The following is a 17,615-nucleotide window of genomic DNA, read 5'->3' as shown; positions in this document are numbered from 1 at the left end:
AAGCCCCCTCTATTTTTAAGGTAAGTAACGACGTGCACCAGCGTATTCTTCTATATATCCTGGTGTATTTACTGGTATAATCTCTACCGACCTTTCAGCTCTTGGTGAGTGAATCATATTGCCATCACCAATATACATTGCAACATGATGGACACTACCTTTTCCTTGATTATGCGCAAAGAAAATTAAATCTCCCTTCTGTAAATTTTCTTTATCAACTGTAACCCCTGCTCTTGATTGCGGTCCAGAATCTCGCGGAATTGTAATGCCGTGCGATTTATAAATCGTATGCGTGAAGCCAGAGCAATCAAATCCAAAACCACTTGTACCAGCCCATATATAAGGTAAACCTAAAAACATTTTCCCTGTGTTAATTAAATCATCAGCGGTCGGTTTTGGAATATCAGTTTGAGAACGGTAAACTGTTCCATCATTTTTTCGTAGCCATGCTTTCTGACCATTTGGCAACAATACACGGTATGACATTGTGTCTTCACTTAATAGCGGCAGTCTTGTATTATAACTGACTTCAAGTGATTTATGTTTTTCAGAAGGATTTATATATAAAATCGCTGTTGGCTTTGTTATTAACACAAAAGGTTCATTTGTTTTATCTGCAAATTCTTGATTATATGTTAATTGCTTTTCAGGCATCCAGCCCGGATAACCTTCTTCATTTCGTGGTGTTGGCTGTCCATGCACTAATACCTTCACCCATTCGCCTTTCTTATCAATAACAGTTACTTCTTGACCGAGTAACGCTTGTGTTTCTAATTTATTTGCATTTGTTAACCATAGTTTCTCGTCAAGTGTCATTGATTTTGTCCATTTCCATAGATCCACTGGGTTTGTTGCACTTGGTGTATCGATTGACCTTAATGAATCAGGTGCTGTCCATAACGTTGCAGCAGATACATCTATAAATGCTTTATTATCCTTCTTTTCTTCAGCATTTGCCGATGTAAACGATGAAAATATAAATAAAGTTGTTAAAAATGCAGTTCCTACTTTTTTCATATATATCCCCCTTAAAAAATAGTTTACTAGTCTCTTCTCCTAAGACTTACTATTCACTGTCGATTGAAGGTTTACCTTTGATCCAGAATAAGTCATTCCTTCCGGCTCTTCCATTAACCAAAGCGGTGCATCAAGATCAAAATAATGAATATTAGGATGCGCTGCCGCTAAATGCGCAACAGCACTAACGGAAAGTGAAGATTCCATCATGCTTCCCACCATACACTTCACACCAGCTGTTTCTGCGATATCTGCAATACGCCATGCTTCACGTATGCCACCACATTTCATTAATTTAATATTAATTAAGTCTGCATATCTTCCTTGAACGAGCTTTAATGCATCACTTACTGAAAATATACTTTCATCGGCCATAATTGGCGTTTGCACACGATCTTTGACGTACTTTAACCCATCCCAATCTTTCGCGTGTACTGGTTGTTCAATAAATTCTATATTTAAATTACGATTTTCCATCTCTTGAATGATAGAGACCGCTTCTTTTGGACTCCAACCTTGATTCGCATCTAAACGTAATGTCGTATTTCTTGGTACCACATTTCGAATTGCCTCAATACGTTCCAAATCTAAATGCGCCTCTTTACCCACTTTAATCTTTAATGTTTGAAATCCTTTTTCTATATGTTTCTTCGCTTCTTTTGCCATTAATACAGGCTCATCCACACTCACTGTAATATCCGTATAAATTTCTTTCTTCCCGCCTAACAATGCATATAACGGCACATTTTGATATTGGCAATATACATCATATAAAGCGATATCTACCGCTGCTTTCGCACTTGAATTTCCAATACAACTCATTTGAATGCGCTCTAGTAACTGCTGAAACTGAATGATATCTTGACCAATTAAACATGAACGCATCGGTCCTAAAATCGCTTCTTCCATTCCACTGGTGAAATCACCCGTAATAACTGGCGTTGCGGCTGCAGCCCCCTTACCAATCACTCCTTCGTCTGTATGAATATAAACATCTATACTTTCAATTTCTGTTACAGTACGAAGCGCGGTTTTAAACGGTGTATGAAGTTTTATACGTCTACGATTTACTTTTACGTCTGTAATTTTCATTTTGTTCATCCTTTCGTTCTCCAATGAAGTGAAATCTTAATCCACCGGAAATTTATACCCACAGATTATTAGGTAAACCTATTGAGCATTTACTCTCCTATCTCTCTACTTTGCTTTTGATGTAGGACTTTAATGTGGAATAAAAAAATCCAGCCATAAGAATGATTCTTACGGCTGGATTTTGTCTATGATTGAGTAGACAAAGCAGCAATCTGATTATATTTTTTCTGTGCATCTTTTAGCGCTACAAGTAACGCTTTTTGAGAAGAACCGAAATATCGGTTCTTTACTTCCATTACTAACGCCGGGTCATTTATATTTTTATGTAGAAATAAATATTTAACAAATTGAGATGTTAATGCAATTGTCGCTGAGCAGTCTGCATCTACAATTTCCCCTGTATCCTTAACAAGAACAAATGCTACGAAATAGCTTTTAAACTTTTCAGTAATGGGATTATTTTGAGGTGCTTTCGCATCCCCTACGACATAAATTGTATTTGAAGCGTACACAGCTACCTTCCTTTCTTATACGAGGATAACGGGTTTCTTAATAGTCGTATGAGCGATGAACTCAACGTTGATTAAAAAATGTATCCGCTTATCTTGTATTATAATACAATTAACAGAATTTTAACAATTTTTATTTCGGTGTATATTCCATAATTGTGAAAATATCTCAAACTCTTCATTTTTACAATATGTGATTGTTCCTTGTACCATGACATTTAAACATGAAAAAACAGTTAGCTATGGCTAACTGTTTTTTCATTACTTTGGCATCACAAATATAGTTTCATTTGACTTAGAAAATTGATACTCTTTTCTCGCAAACTTCAAAATTTCTTCTTCATCGTCTGTTAAATTTTCTATGTTAGTCTTTAAAGAACCTTTATCTTTCTTTAAAGATACTAATTGTTTCTTTTGATCCATAATCGTATCTTTCTTTTTATCAATTATTTCTTGTTGTTTCGTTAAAATATATTGAACGTACAAAGTAGTTGCCGCAATAAAAAGGACCATTAAAATAAGTCGCCTTAACTTCTTTTTATTTACCCTACGCTTGTCACTAGGTTGTGATAATTGCTCTGGTATATTAGGAACATTTACTCGTTTGAGTTTCCTCATTCAAATCCCCCTAACCCATATTTTTCACTACCATCGGCACGTTTTCTTACTAAACTAAATTCTATTCTTATAAAATAAACTCCTTCACAAAAATATCCCATAAATTAACCAATTAAAGATAGCATTCGACGACATTTCCATATTTACATCGAAATTTTTTATGTATGCTGCTATAAAATAGTAGTTTCTGTAATTCTTTTTCTACTATTGTAGAAGAGTTTTTTTACACACAAAAATCCTTGCCTACATATCCATGTTATAACATGCTTATAAGGAGGGAAAATATGCATTACCGTACATTAGGTAAAACTGGAATAACTGTTTCTGAAATAGGTTTTGGGGCATGGGCAATCGGTGGTGATGAATGGGGACCGGTTAATGATAAACAATCTATAACCGCTATAAAAAAAGCAATTGAGTGTGGTGTGAATTTTATTGATACTGCGGATGTGTATGGTTTAGGACATAGTGAAAAGTTGGTGGCTACCGCGATTAAAGGACATCGTAATGATATTATCCTATCAACGAAAGGTGGTTTAATCGGACACCACTACGACCCTAATGGAGTTCCTGTATATGATACTCCCGAAAAAATCATCGCCGTATTCGAAACAAGTTTACAACGTCTTCAAACAGATTATATTGATCTTTATTTTTGTCATATTTGGTGGCATAATCGTAGAGAAACAGAAGCATTTCTACGTGCATTTGACATATTAAAACGTGATGGAAAAGTAAGAGCAGTCGGTGTTTCGACTCATGATTTACAATACATTCATCATTTCAATAACAACAACGAAATTGATATCGTACAACTTGATTACAATATATTAAATCGAAAACCAGAAAAAGATATATTACCATTCTTACAAGAGAAAAATCTAGGAGCTATTATTCGTGGTCCATTAAAAATGGGCATTTTAACTGGAAAATTCACAAATAAAACAATTTTTCCAGATGGAGATTTACGCAAAGATTGGCCAAATGAAACTTGGTTTCAAGAAGACTTACAAACCGTAGAGAAACTTCGGTTGCTCTCAAATAAAAATCAGACCCTAGGGCAACTTGCACTTCGCTATGTACTCTCTCATCCGGCAGTAAGTGTTGTAATTCCTGGTGCCAAAACCGGAATGCAAGCACAAGAAAATGCAAATGCATCTGTTCGCCCTATTTTGAGTGATGAAGAGCTTAACTATATTCATTCAATATAAAAAGCCCAATCCGGGCTTTTTAATTTGGCAAACTAATATCATACTCCATTCGCTTCGCTGTGTCCTCCGCAACATGTATACCTAACAAGTTTTTCACAATATGAAATGCCATATTAATTCCAGCTGAAATTCCGGCAGATGTTATAATATGTCCTTCATCTACAAACTTTACATTTTCTATAACTTCAACATTTTTAAACTCATTTTTAAACTTTTCAATACTAGCCCAATGTGTTGTTGCTTTTAAACCTTCCAGTAAACCTGCTTTCGCCAGTAATAGCGCTCCTGTACAAACTGAAGTCATCAGCTTTACTTCTTTCATTTGTTGGCGAATCCATTTTATTACTATTTCATTTTTTATTTCATATTCTCTAGCACCTAGCCCACCCGGAATTATTAAAATATCCACTGGTGGTAAATTTTCAATACTATAATCTGGCTGTACCTTCAATCCGTTCCTTGCTGTAATCATTTCCCCATTCTCGCTAACTGTATAAACAGTAAATGTTTTTTCTTCATTCACCTCAGTTACAGAAAAAACTTCAAATGGCCCTGCAAAGTCTAACACTTCTACTTCATTAAATAAAAATATACCAACACTCCATTTATTCATCATAAGTTCACTTCCTGTTTCAAATGATGTAATAGGTGATCATATCCTTTTTCTAATGCAATTTCATACGCTGTTTTCCCATCATTTTTCTTAATCATCTTATTAGCTCCATTTTTAAGGAGTAACATAATTATTTCTTCATTTCCTAATAATGCTGCTTCGTGAAGTCCTGTCCAGCCACCACTTTGCATAATATTTACATCTGATCCTTTTTCAATTAAGAAAGTGACAAGTTCACTTTGCTTGTTCGCAATTGCTGCTTGCAAAGGTGTATTTTCATTTTCGTTTTTTGCTCTACTATGTATATCTGCACCGCTTTCTAAAAGAAAACTCGCTATTTCTGTCTGTCCAAAATAAGCTGCTAAATGAAGTGGTGTCCAGCCATCTTCACTACATTCGTTAACAATACTTGGACTCGCCTTTATAAACTCCACTACTTTTTCCCTATTACCACTTATAACAGCTTGTGCTATTGATTGTAAATGCTTCATAATAATCTCCCATCCTTCAAAATATTTAAGCATCCCCCTTCTACATGTTCTATTAATTATTACATTTCCCTTTTAAAGCCCTAAGTTTACATAATAATATTATATATTAATTTTTGTGCTTAATATTGAATAGCAATAATGTTAAAAATAATGCCTTTAAACAATGAAGACTATGATTTCATTATAGTTACTGAAAAAGCAATCAAAAAAAACTATACACATAGTTTTCATCATATTTGTCAATTGCATGAACTAAAACAGGTAATTTCTATTACTGCCATTCATGCTTTCAACATATCAAATAATATTATTCCAATAAAAAAACAATCCTTTTTAAAATGGATTGTTTTTTTATTTCTGTTTTATGCAGTTTATTTTATTTTTGTATTTTCAATAACGAAATAATTACATTCACAAAAATGAAATGCTACTAACTTAACCACTCTTATAGTAAGATTTTCGTTTGAAAACAAAAACACATTTTCGCCTTACGATTGAAAAAAACATATGTAAAAGCTTCTAAAACAGCCGCCTTATCATATTAATCTATAGCAATTCTGTCTTCTTCCCTTACCTGTTTCCTTTAACACATACGATTTTAAAACTAGCGCCGTTAATGAATCTGTTAATGTTTTATATGATAAATTTGATAATGCCAATAGATCGTTCGTATATAACATTCTATGCTTCTCTAATAGTAATAGTACTAATCGTTCAGACGGTTTTAATGCCTCATCACTTTCTAGTATAAAGTCTATATTTTTCATTTCTCTAATTATTACTCCTTATATAAAAAAATACTTTAAGTGCTAATTTAATATAAAAATAATACACAACAAACTTTGAAATATATTAAAATAACATTACTTTAAGACACTATTATACTATAACATATAAAAAGCATTTGCCGAAATAGGAAATGCTTTTTATATTGCTTATATAATTCTTCAAAAACTACATTTAAAAACGGTTGGTCATTCTCTAAATATGAATGACTAACCGTTTTCCAGCTTCTTCTCAATTACATGTTTTACCTTAAATATTTCTTGCAATATGTGGCTTACTGTAATGACTTGTTCCACCGCCACCTACTACTACTTTACCGCCTTTTTCGAAAATTAATAATTTACTTGAACCATCTGCAAGAAGTACTATTACTTCAGCATTATTACTTGTTGCTACATAAATTACATAACCACTCTTTGATATACAAGTTTCCCAATTCGCATCAAATTCTGATCTTACTACACGATTTGAATACACTTGATTTTCAATTCTATCTTGTTCTATATTTTCCAAATTGATTCCTCCCACTTCACTAAAATAGCATTTATAGGAAAATAACAGCCCTATATAAAATAGTAGCTGACTTTAACATAAATAGTATATGTAGTAAGTAGCAGAATGCTTGGACAATGAAAACCTAATAACATGTAAGCGATATACAATTAAAATAAGGCAATCGATATTATATCAATTGCCTTATTTTCATAGATAGTTCTTTTATTTCTCGTTTCGCACAGCTTCAAAAGTAATCATTTGATTTGCATTTGACGGTTCTTTTTCATAATCATATTCGGCAGAGCAAGTAATGTTAGAGAAACCTATACTTTCTAAAAGGAGTTTAAACTCTACTATTCCATACCAGCGCAGCGCAAAACGTTGTAACTCTGTTTGTACTAGCTGTCCTTTACTCCACTTTTCATATTTCAAATATGATACAGTAACTTGGTTCAGCCAATCTATTTCAATTGATTTATTTTCTAATGTGATTCCGTCTCCGCTCGGCAAAGAAAAAGTCGATGTATGAATTTCCCCAGTCTTCCAGTCATGCGGAAGCATAATATCTACGATTAATCGTCCGCATGGATTAAGATGTTCATAAAAACATTTCAATGCGTTTATAGAATCCACACGATTTTCAATTAAACAAAAAGATCCAGTAGGAATGATAATTGCCTCATATTTATGCGGAAGTGAAAATTGTTGCAAGCTTCCTTCATATAAATTAGGATGTAAGCCTCTCTCTTTACACCGCTTACGGCAAGAATCAAGCATTTCAGGTGAATAATCTATCCCATCAACTTTAAAACCAGCTTCAAGAAACGGAATAATGACACGTCCCGATCCTACTGCAGCTTCGAGAATTCTTCCCTTACAATTTTTTAAACGTTCTTTGTAATACTCAATATCACCATTTAAAGAATAACCGACTGGTTTTGTGTAATCATACAGTTCCGTACAAAGTGTACTATAAAAACTAAACATTTATTTTCTCCTCCGTTTTTACGTACGGAAGATTTCAATTCAACTAATCTTCTCGTACCTCTAATTTTAATGCGCTTTCGAAAGAGCTGACTGTCATAATATATCACTCACCTTCCATAGAATATAATGATATTGTATTACATAACCTTCCAATTCGAAATATAAAATTAAAAATTCAAACTATAAAATAAAAAGCTTACTTTAGTAAGCTCTTTGTAAAAAATATTTATTTCACAATCGGCAATGTCACTTCACTTAATTTCACTGTAAGTTTCGTGCCCGCTTTCGGTCTAATTGTATAATCATAGTCGCTAGCAATTAAAACAACCCCTATTTGATGTCCAGCTTTAAAGACATAATCATCTGGCTGCATGTCCCATGTAAATGTATAATCTTTGCCCGGTTGAATCGCTGTTGAATTTTCTATACTCTTTAAGTTTTGTGGATCCATCCAGCCTCGTGTTACGATTTCCGGCTTCGTTCCTCCATAGTCAACAAGTAATGCTGTTAAATTTGATACAGATCGATCAATATTTCCTGTAATTGAAATCTTTGGTGTACCACTTATGCGTGTATCTTTTTGAAGTACGGGCATTGTATATACTAATCGATTGGCTACTTCTAATTCTGGGTTTGCTACTAATTGATTTGATTTCATTTGTGCATCATCTAAGAATGAGAAAACTTTATTAGCCGATCCCATACTTAGTGGCAAATTGACTGATTTATTACTTAAATACATACGGATTTTTGAAGGTACAGCCGCTGGATCTGGCCAATTTTTTATCTTTTGCCACGATTTATTTTCTCTTTGCACATCAACCATTGGTTCATCCATAATTCCATTTTCAATTCCATACAACCAATAATCTAACCATTTATTTTGTGTTTGCTGCCAGTTATTACTTGATGTCCCACCATGACCACCTTGGTGTAGCCACATTTTACGAGGAACATTATTTTCTCCGAGTGCATCCCACCATTGCGCGAACTGCTTCGTCTTAACATTCCAATCATTTAAACCATGAACAACAAATACGCTTGCTTTTACACTTTTAGCATCTTTTACATAATTGCGTTTATCCCAAAAATCATTATAATTACCAGTTTTCCGGTCCTGACCAGCTGTTAACTCTTTTATTACTTGCCCGCAAACTTCAGGATTTTCTCTTGTTAGTACTGCTTCTGCCATATTATCTGTATCTTCTCCTTGATATCCACCTGGAGCAATGACTGCACCATTTGCTCGATAATAATCATACCAACTACTAATTGCTGCGATTGGAATAATTGTTTTTAAACCTTCAACTCCAGTAGTCGCAACAGCATTTGGTAGTGTACCATTATAAGAAACTCCAGTCATACCTACATTTCCTGTAGACCAATTTGCCTGAACTTCCTCACCCTGTTCTGTAAATGCTTTCGCGCGACCGTTTACCCAATCAATAACAGACTTTGTACCGAATATTTCTTGTTCATCTCCAGTTGTAGGGCATCCATCTGATTTTCCAGTACCGATACTTTCGCCTAGAATAACTGCATAACCTCTTGGCACGTAATAGTTCCCATACGAACCAAGATTAACCGCTCCATACGGTTTTCCTTCATACGCATACAATTCTTCATCTACATTATATACAGGAACATCTTTTAATCCAGATCGATATGGACTCATTTCATAAATAACAGGAACCTTCACATTCGGATCTGTCTTTGGACGCATAACTTTTATCGATACTCTGTCTTTCTTACCGTCTCGATCACTATCAACTTCTGTCTCTACATATAAATTTTCGATAATGGCTTCATCGAGAAAATAAATCGGTTTTGTCATCCCATTTTCTAATTCAATTTTCGTATTTTTAGTCTCTTCCTTCTTCTCTGCATGCACATCCATAGTAAAGCTAGGTATAATTGTTGCAGATAGCATTGCTGACAGTGTAATTGCCATTTTCTTTTTACTCAAAATGTTCCCTCCCCTTATTCGTTCTCTTTTACTATATAACAAAATAACTGAAAATTCAGTTTTATTTTTATATAAAAGTTGAGAAACTCAAAGATTTCTTATTAAGTAAAATTTAATGCAGGTGTGAAAGTATTTTCCCACTCCCTCCTTCTTTATAAAGTGAAACTTTAATCAGCACTCACCAATCGGGCGTTTACGAGCAGCAGGGCCCCCACCTAACTTCTTTGCTTCCGCTAAATTTTGAGGTGGGGGTCTTACTGCCCGGCAAATAGCGGGATAAATAGAGAAAAAGACAACCAATATTTCTATCGATTGCCTTACATTCCATTTATTATTTTTCCAACTCTTTAAAGGTATCTTTCAAGTCTTTATCAGATATCTTTATATCTGCATTTTTAAGCAGATCTCTAGTAACTTGTTGATGGAATTGAGGATCTTGTATACGTTGCTGTTCTAATTCTTTACGAATATTCTCTTTCTCTTCCTCATACGGTTTAAGCTCTTTTTTATCCGTTAGCTTAATAATATGATATCCGAAAGAAGATTTAACAGGTTCACTCAATTGACCAACTTCTAACTTATACGCAGCATCCTCAAATTCTTTCACCATCATACCAGGTCCAAATTCAGATAGTTCTCCACCTTTTTCTTTAGAACCTGGATCCTCTGAATATTGTTTAGCCAATGCCGCGAAATCTTCGCCACTATTTAATTTTTCTTTAATTTCTTTTGCTGTCTTTTCATCTTTCACTAAAATATGGCTAACTTGAAGCTTTGGCTTATAGTGATCTTTAATATCTTTTTCCGTTACGGTTGCTCTAATAGCTTTTTCAAAAGCGAAAGTAAGCTTTAATTTCTCTTTCAACTGATCTTCATTTTTCACACCATTAGATTCCATATATGTACTAAAATTATCGCCCATCTTGTCTTTTAATTCTTTCAGTTGTTTCGTTACCTCTTCATCCGTAACTTTATATTTATCATTTAATACTTTCTCTACTACCATTTCAGATAAATTCTGTTTACCGTAGTTTTCTTTTAATTTTTTGTTAAAATCACTTTCTGAAATGCTTCCTGATTTTGTAGTTACAATATTATCTGATGAACCACATGCAGATAAAGATAACGTCATCCCCATTAAAATGCTACCAATTACTAATTTCTTTCTTTTCAAATCCGAATACCTCACTTCATTAAATTCAAATGTAACTATGTAAATATAACGTTTCCCTGTGAACTTCACGTGAATTTAATGAAAGTAGAACATTTGCTAATTCTCCATTTAATACATCGATTTTGAAAATTATGGTGATTCATCCTGTATCGCTAACCTCTAAAGCTGCAAAAAGGACTAATATTTTCATTAATCCTTTTTCACATTTATATAAAATTGAATTTCTCCATCTATAGAGGAAACTCCATATTCAAAACCATGTCTTTCTAAAATACTTTTCACTATCGCTAGTCCTAATCCTGTACCTGATTTTTCTTTACTACGAGAAGATTCTAGTACGTAAAAAGGCTCCCAAATTTTATCGATATCTTTAATTTTTTCCGTATGAATGCCATTTTTTATTTGAAAATATATACTTTTATTTCTATCTTCTAAAGTAATTATTATGTTTTGATTTGCTGAATATTTTATTGCATTAGAAATTAAATTTTGAAACACCATTCTCATTTTATTTAAATCTGCATAAACGATTGTATCGCTCGTATTACAGTTTACTTGCAAGTTAATTTCTTTCGAATCCAGTTCTATCTGATGCTTATCTAATATACTCTGGACCAGTGATTCAATGGGGAATTCTTCTTTTTGTAAAATATCTCTTTCTAGTTTAGAAAATCGTAATAGTTCTTCAATTAAATTTGATATTTGATCTGTTTGTTTAATAATTGTATCTACATAAGTCCCATCATCTAATCCATCTTTAATCCCCATAGAGTATGCTTTTACTAATGCGATCGGTGTCTTTAATTCATGCGTCACATCACCCATAAATCGTTTTAAATGTTCATTACGATCAGTTAAATCTTGATGTGCTTCATGTAGTTTTTCGCTCATGATATTAATACTATTGGCCAACTCTCCTATTTCATCATTCGTTTTCACTTTCGTTCTTTTAAACTGCAAATGTGAAATATCCTGAGCTACATCACTTAGCTCTTTCAGTGGCGTCGTTATTATTTTTGAAAGTATCCACACAAGTAAAATAATAAGAAGGAGCGAGAAACATACGATGTATAAGTAAAATGTATTTAACGTATTTATAATTTCATTTGAATTCGCAATGGAAGTCCCAATTAAAATTATCGTATCATCTTTCGCAATATATTTAGCAAAAAAACTCGCTTTTACCTTTCCTTGATCGTACAGTTTATTCGATTGTCCTTCCGTCTTCACTTTCATAACTTCGTCTTTCGTAATCCAAAGCTTATTTAAAGTTACTTTCTTTTTCGTAAGTTGCATGCGTAACGCTTCGTTCATAGCATCTTCTGACTGATTAATTGGCGTATACGCAATTGTAACGTTATTTTCACTTTCAATTGTATGAATAACATCCTCTATATTTTCCACTGTTGTATTTTGTATTTGTGTTGTAAATTTATTTAAGTTTTCACGTGTTTTATAAATATTATAGTTCGGTAAGAGATTGTTAATGAATAATAATGAAATCATAAAGATGAGAATAACAGTTGCAGAAATACTGAAAAATAACTTTTTCCCAAGTTTATTCACTTTGTTCCTCCAAACTATAGCCCAGCCCGCGATGCGTCTTAATAATATTTTCTCCAATTTTTTTACGCAGCCTTCTTACATGTGTATCAACCGTTCTCTCTTCTCCAAAATAGTCAAATCCCCATACAATATCTAGCAATTTTTTACGAGTTAAAATCGTTCCTTTATGATTTAAAAAGCATTTTATTAATTCGAGCTCTGTTTTTGTAATTTCTAACTCTATATCATTTTTATATACTTTATTTTTGGCGAAATTTATCTTTACATCTTGTACTTGAATAATATCATCATGCTGAATAAGCTTTTTCGCTCGCGTAATTAGTACTCCTGGATGAAATGGTTTTTTTACGTACTCATCTGCCCCACTTTGAAGCGCTGCTAATTCATCTTCGCTTTCACTTTTCGCCGTAAGCATTAACACTTTTACGCTTGAATTCTTTTTTATTTCCTGACAGACAGTAATACCACTATGTTTCGGCATCATCCAATCCAAAATAGCTAAATCAATTTTTTCATCATAAAACATTTGAAGTGCTTCCTCTCCGTCTTTCGCTAATAAAACTTCGAAGCCTTCTTTTTCAAAATAAGCTTTTAAAATTCTTAACATATCTTGTTCGTCATCTGCAATTAAAACTTTCATATTTTTTCCTCCATTGCTTTTAAACAAAAACCAATTGTATCATACAACATCTTTGTTACATGAATGTGACAGAAAAATATTTAAAGCTTTTGAGGGGATAGTAATGGTGAGGTGTTGTATTATGATAAAAAAAATCGGGGTCATTTCTCTTCTTTTATTTCTATTATCAACAAATGCGTTCGCAAATACAAATCAACAAATTGAAGTGTTTGATTGTCAAAAAGAAATGGTCATTCAAAAACAATCTTTAGATCCAGTAGTCCAAAAAGAAGCAGTTCAATACGCTAAAGCAATTACTGGTCCATTTAAAAACTTAAATGTCGTTCCAAAAGATGGCTATATGATAAAAATCCCATTATCTAAGCCGGTTTCTATTACTAATCAATGGTTACACACTACAATAGACGAAGTACTTATACTACTCCCACTAAATGAAAAGCCTTATATTATGCTTTACGATGATGAAAATAATCCGCATTTTTATTATGTAAAAGGTAAACCAGGATTATTATTGAAACAAATGAAGGTTAAAACGTAATTGACTGAAAAGGAGCCACCTTATAAGCTAAATTTTAAAAGCTAAGGTGCTCTTTTTTATAATAACAATTTAGTAAATGAAATTATAAAAGTTGTTTTTTAATATAAGGGTCGCAACTTCATATATATATCAGCGATTTTTAAGATATATCGATTTACCAACAAAAACCCTGTTCGTAGCTATTCTTTGGATAGCACTCTCTATAATAGTTTGTAGTGACTCGATCCCTTATATACTCCCCCTTTTACAAATCCATTTGCAGTATAAAACACATCCCCTTGCTTTGTGTCAGCATATAATACAATCACTTCAAAATACTTTTCCGCATGACATAATAGCTGGTTTAATAATAAGTTCCCTACCCCTATACGCCGAGAATCCTTTGAAATATAAAATCTCCTTAGCCGCCCAATTTTATTGTCTTTTGTGTACGGATCCGCATTTAAACCTCCAACTCCAATTAACATATCACCTTGGAAAACACCATATACACATTCTCCAGTTTTATTGAATACATTTATTTTGTTTTTATATTCATTTATTAGCCTTATAAGGAAATTAAAACCTTCTTCTTCACTGTCTTGAACGAGATGGCTGAATTCATATTCCATTAAATTTTCTATTTGTTGAATATGTATATCTTTCAAGTCCATTCCCCCTAAGTATGAAAATACATAAAAACGCTCGAGAATCATTTATTCTGAGCATTTTTATGGTTGTTAACTTATTTAATTCATAGCGTGCGTATTCTTCACTTCAGATAATATCCCCTTCAACTCCATTAAATCATCTATTACTACATCAGCCTGAGCAAGTTCATCTTCTTGCGCAAAATCAAAATTACACCCAATTGCAAGTAAACCGTTGTCTTTCGCTGCATTTATATCAGATAGCCGGTCACCAACTACCGCTGCCTCTTTTATATCATATTTATTCATAATACTTTTAACTAAGTCACCTTTATTTAGCGATTGTATTTGTTCAATACTAAACGTTTCAGTCACCCACTTGTCTAAAGCATAATAAGTTACGATTGCTCGTAAATATTCTTTCAAACCATTACTAGCAATGTAAATTGAACAATTATTTTCTTTTATATATGTAAATATTTCTTTTACATTTGGATATAAAGCGCCTATTCCACTTTTTATGTTTTCAATAAGTCTATCTAAAAAATACGCATCTGTTTGTTCTCTTACTTCAATAGAATGGTCCGGTAATAAAGCTTCCCAAACTTGCGGTAACGGCACACCCATAATTTCTCTATATTTATCAATTGGTGTTACTGTATCCCATAATTGTAGTGATCTTAAGTGATCAAAAGTATCATCTAATGATAATTCTAAAATTTTATCTGTTTGAAATAACGTTCCGTCCATATCAAAAATTAATGCTTGTAACATCTCATTCACTCCTTTTGAACTATAGTACAGTTTTACTCTTTATATTTTTAAGCATCTCAATAATAATTTCTGAGCAATAATTCGCAGCAGTTTTCGCGAAGTCATCATAAGAAATTTGAGCTTCATCATCTGCGCTGTCAGAAATACATCTTATAATGAGAAACGGTATATCATTTATGTAGGCAACATGTCCAATTGCTGCCCCTTCCATTTCTGTACAATGAGGTGCGTATTGGTCTATTAATTTCGCCTTTAACTTTGAATCTTCAACAAAACATTCACCGCTGACAATTCTTTCTTCATGAACTGCAATCTGTAAACTACTACTAATACAAGCTTTACGTGCTAACTCTACCAATTCCTTACTTGCTATAAATTCCTCTTGGAACGGAAATAAATTTTTCATTTGAGTTTTACTTACATCATGATGAGTAACGTTAGTTGAAATAACTATATCGCCGACTTTTACATCTGAATGTAATCCGCCAGCAACGCCCGTATTAATAATAGAGTCTACCTCAAATTTATGAATTAATGTTTGCGCGCATGCAGCTGCATTTACTTTCCCTACACCAGAACGTGTAATAATTACTTCTATTCCCATGAATTCTCCAATATAAAAAGGCATTCCCGCTATTGTCTGTTCCTCTTGTATAACTAGTTTTTCTAAAAGTAAATCTATTTCAATTTGCATTGCTCCAATAATACCGATTCTGTTCATGTATGTAGTCTCCTCTTTATTTATAAGTCGGCCAATATATTATGTAATACACCATAATTTTCAGCTATCCAATTCATTTCATCTGCAAAGCGTGAAGGTGGTACACTATGCTGATCCATATTGGCATGGATCCACCAAGTACTCTCCATGTACCAAAGCATTTGAATTGCCCGAATAATATTCCCTACTGGAAACTCTAATTCATTGCGGTACCCTTCTAAAAATGATGCAACAAGACTCTTATTTAATACTCCGTCACTTAATGCACACGATATAACTACACGGCCAATATCTAACTCTACATAATCGTAATCCATGCGATCAAAATCAAGAATCGCTGATACTTTATCATTAAGAAACAAGAAATTATCTACCCATAAATCACGGTGCACCCATCCACATTTGCTATTATGAAATTGATCTACACTTACCAATTGTGTTGCCTCTTGTTGTAATTTTATATAAGGGAGAATGTGCTCTTTTCCTAGATTCTCTACTTCTCTCCTTTTATCTTCCCAATGTTTCAATCTTGCCTCTTTAATAGGTGGAACAAATTTAGGATTTTCTCCTTTTATTAAAGAGCCATCATTTAACAAGTTATGTATATAACCTATCGTCTGACCAAGAGAGTGAATTTCCTTTTGATTCACTTTTCCTGGTGAAACTAAGCTACCTTCCTTATGTTCTAATACTATAAATCTTTCATCACTTTTTGATATATGCATTACATTATTTTTATAAATTAATACCTTTGGACAACTTACACCATTATTATGTAATCTTTGCTGTTGTTGTAATGCTTGTATTAAAAGGTCCGAGTTATACATTTTGTACCGTTCTTGATTATATTGCTTTAATACAAAATCCCCTGCATCCGTTTCGAGTTTCCACTTCAAATTTAGCCAACCACGATGAATAGGTATTGCATTTCGAATTTTAAATTCAAATAAAGTTTCGCATTCTACTTTCAACTCTTGAAAAATGATTGTAGCTTTTTCATTAGATAACGGCTCTATCATCTTACTTGTCCTTTCTTAACTTGGCATTCCTTTCACTCTCTCTAACATAACCGACAATAAAAATTTCGGAAGTACAAGTTGTCTCTTTAACCTTTTTGGCTGTGAGAGTAACCTATACAGCCATTCAGTTCCAGTATCCCTCATTATTTTCGGCGCTCTTTTTACAGTACCAGATATTATATCAATCATGCCTCCGATACCAATAGATAGCGGAACGTTTAATGTTTGTATGTTTTCATAGATGAACTCTTCTTGTTTTGGTGAACCTAGTCCTACGAGTAGTAAATGCGGCTTGAATTGCTTAATTTTTATTTTTATTTTTTCTATTTCTTCACCATTTACAAATCCATGCTGTCCTTTAAACTGTGCTCCTGGGAACTGCTCATTTAATTTTTCTAATGCCTTTTTATTACTTTCTGGAGCGGCTCCAAAAAGAAAGACACGATATTCATTGTCGTTACAATATTTTATTAAATCACGAGTTAAATCCGCCCCAGTAACACGTTCTTTCAAAGTTCCTTTTAATATTTTCGAGCCAATTATGACACCAATCCCGTCCGCTGTTATTAAATCCGCAGATAGTAACATCTTTTTAAAGCGCTTTGCTTTTTCCGTATTTTCCCTTGCAGACATAACAATTTCAGGATTTGCAGTTACTACAAACCTTGGTTTCTCTTGCTGCTCATGTAGCCAACCTTTTAATAAACTTATAGCTTTTGCATATTCTAAAGTTGAAAAAGGTATACCTTTTATAAACTGCTGATCCACT

Annotated in this window: 20 protein-coding genes; 2 read left to right on the top strand and 18 right to left on the bottom strand. The window is 33.2% G+C overall.

The window, feature by feature from the left end:
- Positions 1 to 15 precede the first annotated feature (15 nt).
- The 4 genes from MR170_RS01105 to MR170_RS01090 all read right to left on the bottom strand — a co-directional run bounded on the left by MR170_RS01105 (position 16) and on the right by MR170_RS01090 (position 3,236).
- Positions 16 to 1,017 carry a C40 family peptidase gene (locus MR170_RS01105; RefSeq protein WP_242306832.1) on the bottom strand — a complete coding sequence of 334 codons (1,002 nt, stop codon included), beginning with the start codon at positions 1,015 to 1,017 and terminating at the stop codon, positions 16 to 18.
- 39 nt (positions 1,018 to 1,056) lie between these two features.
- A complete protein-coding gene (locus tag MR170_RS01100; RefSeq protein ID WP_242306830.1) occupies positions 1,057 to 2,118 on the bottom strand; it encodes a dipeptide epimerase in 1,062 nt (353 codons plus the stop codon).
- 176 nt (positions 2,119 to 2,294) lie between these two features.
- Positions 2,295 to 2,621, bottom strand: coding sequence for a DUF3870 domain-containing protein (locus MR170_RS01095; RefSeq protein ID WP_000271322.1), 327 nt, complete (start codon positions 2,619 to 2,621; stop codon positions 2,295 to 2,297).
- A gap of 258 nt (positions 2,622 to 2,879) precedes the next feature.
- On the bottom strand, positions 2,880 to 3,236 hold the full coding sequence (locus MR170_RS01090) for an FtsB family cell division protein (RefSeq protein ID WP_016081255.1): 357 nt from the start codon (positions 3,234 to 3,236) through the stop codon (positions 2,880 to 2,882).
- Between the two features lie 284 nt (positions 3,237 to 3,520).
- On the opposite strand from MR170_RS01090, the gene MR170_RS01085 reads away from it, so the two are divergent.
- Entirely contained in the window at positions 3,521 to 4,447 is a 927-nt protein-coding gene (locus MR170_RS01085) for an aldo/keto reductase (protein WP_029442568.1), read from the top strand.
- Between the two features lie 19 nt (positions 4,448 to 4,466).
- On the opposite strand, the gene MR170_RS01080 is transcribed toward MR170_RS01085, so the two are convergent.
- From MR170_RS01080 to MR170_RS01040, 9 genes are all read right to left on the bottom strand, one after another.
- A complete protein-coding gene (locus tag MR170_RS01080; protein WP_242306821.1) occupies positions 4,467 to 5,063 on the bottom strand; it encodes a DJ-1/PfpI family protein in 597 nt (198 codons plus the stop codon).
- Positions 5,060 to 5,551 carry an ankyrin repeat domain-containing protein gene (locus MR170_RS01075; RefSeq protein WP_242306819.1) on the bottom strand — a complete coding sequence of 164 codons (492 nt, stop codon included), beginning with the start codon at positions 5,549 to 5,551 and terminating at the stop codon, positions 5,060 to 5,062. Before MR170_RS01075 ends, MR170_RS01080 begins: the two co-directional genes overlap by 4 nt.
- 536 nt (positions 5,552 to 6,087) lie before the next feature.
- Complete coding sequence (locus MR170_RS01070) at positions 6,088 to 6,318, bottom strand: hypothetical protein (protein WP_000789030.1); 231 nt, start codon at positions 6,316 to 6,318, stop codon at positions 6,088 to 6,090.
- A gap of 268 nt (positions 6,319 to 6,586) precedes the next feature.
- The gene (locus MR170_RS01065; protein WP_016081250.1) at positions 6,587 to 6,850 is read right to left on the bottom strand and encodes a hypothetical protein; all 264 of its coding nucleotides are present in this window, start codon (positions 6,848 to 6,850) and stop codon (positions 6,587 to 6,589) included.
- A gap of 204 nt (positions 6,851 to 7,054) precedes the next feature.
- Positions 7,055 to 7,819, bottom strand: coding sequence for a class I SAM-dependent methyltransferase (locus MR170_RS01060; protein ID WP_242306817.1), 765 nt, complete (start codon positions 7,817 to 7,819; stop codon positions 7,055 to 7,057).
- 226 nt (positions 7,820 to 8,045) lie between these two features.
- Positions 8,046 to 9,785, bottom strand: a complete 1,740-nt coding sequence (locus MR170_RS01055; protein ID WP_242306815.1) for a Xaa-Pro dipeptidyl-peptidase — start codon at positions 9,783 to 9,785, stop codon at positions 8,046 to 8,048.
- Positions 9,786 to 10,116: 331 nt separating this feature from the next.
- Entirely contained in the window at positions 10,117 to 10,959 is an 843-nt protein-coding gene (locus tag MR170_RS01050) for a peptidylprolyl isomerase PrsA (protein ID WP_242306813.1), read from the bottom strand.
- A 189-nt stretch (positions 10,960 to 11,148) separates the two neighbouring features.
- Positions 11,149 to 12,525, bottom strand: a complete 1,377-nt coding sequence (locus tag MR170_RS01045; protein ID WP_029442574.1) for a sensor histidine kinase — start codon at positions 12,523 to 12,525, stop codon at positions 11,149 to 11,151.
- Positions 12,518 to 13,165 carry a response regulator transcription factor gene (locus MR170_RS01040; RefSeq protein WP_000865984.1) on the bottom strand — a complete coding sequence of 216 codons (648 nt, stop codon included), beginning with the start codon at positions 13,163 to 13,165 and terminating at the stop codon, positions 12,518 to 12,520. Before MR170_RS01040 ends, MR170_RS01045 begins: the two co-directional genes overlap by 8 nt.
- Before the next feature lie 121 nt (positions 13,166 to 13,286).
- On the opposite strand from MR170_RS01040, the gene MR170_RS01035 reads away from it, so the two are divergent.
- Positions 13,287 to 13,703 carry a hypothetical protein gene (locus MR170_RS01035; RefSeq protein ID WP_029442576.1) on the top strand — a complete coding sequence of 139 codons (417 nt, stop codon included), beginning with the start codon at positions 13,287 to 13,289 and terminating at the stop codon, positions 13,701 to 13,703.
- Between the two features lie 200 nt (positions 13,704 to 13,903).
- Here the strand turns inward: MR170_RS01035 and MR170_RS01030 are convergent, their stop codons facing one another.
- From MR170_RS01030 to MR170_RS01010, 5 genes are read right to left on the bottom strand one after another with little or no spacing between them, the layout of a single operon-like run.
- Positions 13,904 to 14,398 carry a GNAT family N-acetyltransferase gene (locus tag MR170_RS01030; protein WP_242306811.1) on the bottom strand — a complete coding sequence of 165 codons (495 nt, stop codon included), beginning with the start codon at positions 14,396 to 14,398 and terminating at the stop codon, positions 13,904 to 13,906.
- A gap of 33 nt (positions 14,399 to 14,431) precedes the next feature.
- A complete protein-coding gene (locus tag MR170_RS01025; RefSeq protein ID WP_016081243.1) occupies positions 14,432 to 15,106 on the bottom strand; it encodes an HAD hydrolase-like protein in 675 nt (224 codons plus the stop codon).
- Between the two features lie 19 nt (positions 15,107 to 15,125).
- Positions 15,126 to 15,827 (bottom strand): 5'-methylthioadenosine/adenosylhomocysteine nucleosidase, encoded by a 702-nt coding sequence (locus MR170_RS01020; RefSeq protein ID WP_242306809.1) that lies wholly within the window; start codon positions 15,825 to 15,827, stop codon positions 15,126 to 15,128.
- Positions 15,828 to 15,847: 20 nt separating this feature from the next.
- Positions 15,848 to 16,846, bottom strand: a complete 999-nt coding sequence (locus MR170_RS01015; protein ID WP_242306807.1) for a phosphotransferase — start codon at positions 16,844 to 16,846, stop codon at positions 15,848 to 15,850.
- Between the two features lie 15 nt (positions 16,847 to 16,861).
- On the bottom strand, positions 16,862 to 17,614 hold the full coding sequence (locus tag MR170_RS01010) for a WecB/TagA/CpsF family glycosyltransferase (protein ID WP_242306805.1): 753 nt from the start codon (positions 17,612 to 17,614) through the stop codon (positions 16,862 to 16,864).
- Position 17,615: the final 1 nt, after the last annotated feature.

This window comes from Bacillus cereus group sp. BfR-BA-01524 (assembly GCF_022662595.1).
Classification (GTDB): domain Bacteria; phylum Bacillota; class Bacilli; order Bacillales; family Bacillaceae_G; genus Bacillus_A; species Bacillus_A thuringiensis_S.
The sequence above is the reverse complement of the archived record's forward strand: the minus strand, read 5'-3'. Positions and strand labels throughout refer to the sequence as shown.

Excerpts from the sequence above, each read along its gene's own strand:
- MR170_RS01100 (WP_242306830.1), bottom strand. The coding sequence starts at position 2,118 with ATGAACAAAATGAAAATTACAGACGTAAAAGTAAATCGTAGACGTATA.
- MR170_RS01085 (WP_029442568.1), top strand. The coding sequence starts at position 3,521 with ATGCATTACCGTACATTAGGTAAAACTGGAATAACTGTTTCTGAAATA.
- MR170_RS01025 (WP_016081243.1), bottom strand. The coding sequence starts at position 15,106 with ATGTTACAAGCATTAATTTTTGATATGGACGGAACGTTATTTCAAACA.
- MR170_RS01015 (WP_242306807.1), bottom strand. The coding sequence starts at position 16,846 with ATGATAGAGCCGTTATCTAATGAAAAAGCTACAATCATTTTTCAAGAG.
- MR170_RS01030 (WP_242306811.1), bottom strand. The coding sequence starts at position 14,398 with ATGATTCTCGAGCGTTTTTATGTATTTTCATACTTAGGGGGAATGGAC.
- MR170_RS01080 (WP_242306821.1), bottom strand. The coding sequence starts at position 5,063 with ATGATGAATAAATGGAGTGTTGGTATATTTTTATTTAATGAAGTAGAA.
- MR170_RS01070 (WP_000789030.1), bottom strand. The coding sequence starts at position 6,318 with ATGAAAAATATAGACTTTATACTAGAAAGTGATGAGGCATTAAAACCG.
- MR170_RS01075 (WP_242306819.1), bottom strand. The coding sequence starts at position 5,551 with ATGAAGCATTTACAATCAATAGCACAAGCTGTTATAAGTGGTAATAGG.
- MR170_RS01035 (WP_029442576.1), top strand. The coding sequence starts at position 13,287 with ATGATAAAAAAAATCGGGGTCATTTCTCTTCTTTTATTTCTATTATCA.
- MR170_RS01040 (WP_000865984.1), bottom strand. The coding sequence starts at position 13,165 with ATGAAAGTTTTAATTGCAGATGACGAACAAGATATGTTAAGAATTTTA.
- MR170_RS01060 (WP_242306817.1), bottom strand. The coding sequence starts at position 7,819 with ATGTTTAGTTTTTATAGTACACTTTGTACGGAACTGTATGATTACACA.
- MR170_RS01105 (WP_242306832.1), bottom strand. The coding sequence starts at position 1,017 with ATGAAAAAAGTAGGAACTGCATTTTTAACAACTTTATTTATATTTTCA.
- MR170_RS01090 (WP_016081255.1), bottom strand. The coding sequence starts at position 3,236 with ATGAGGAAACTCAAACGAGTAAATGTTCCTAATATACCAGAGCAATTA.
- MR170_RS01020 (WP_242306809.1), bottom strand. The coding sequence starts at position 15,827 with ATGAACAGAATCGGTATTATTGGAGCAATGCAAATTGAAATAGATTTA.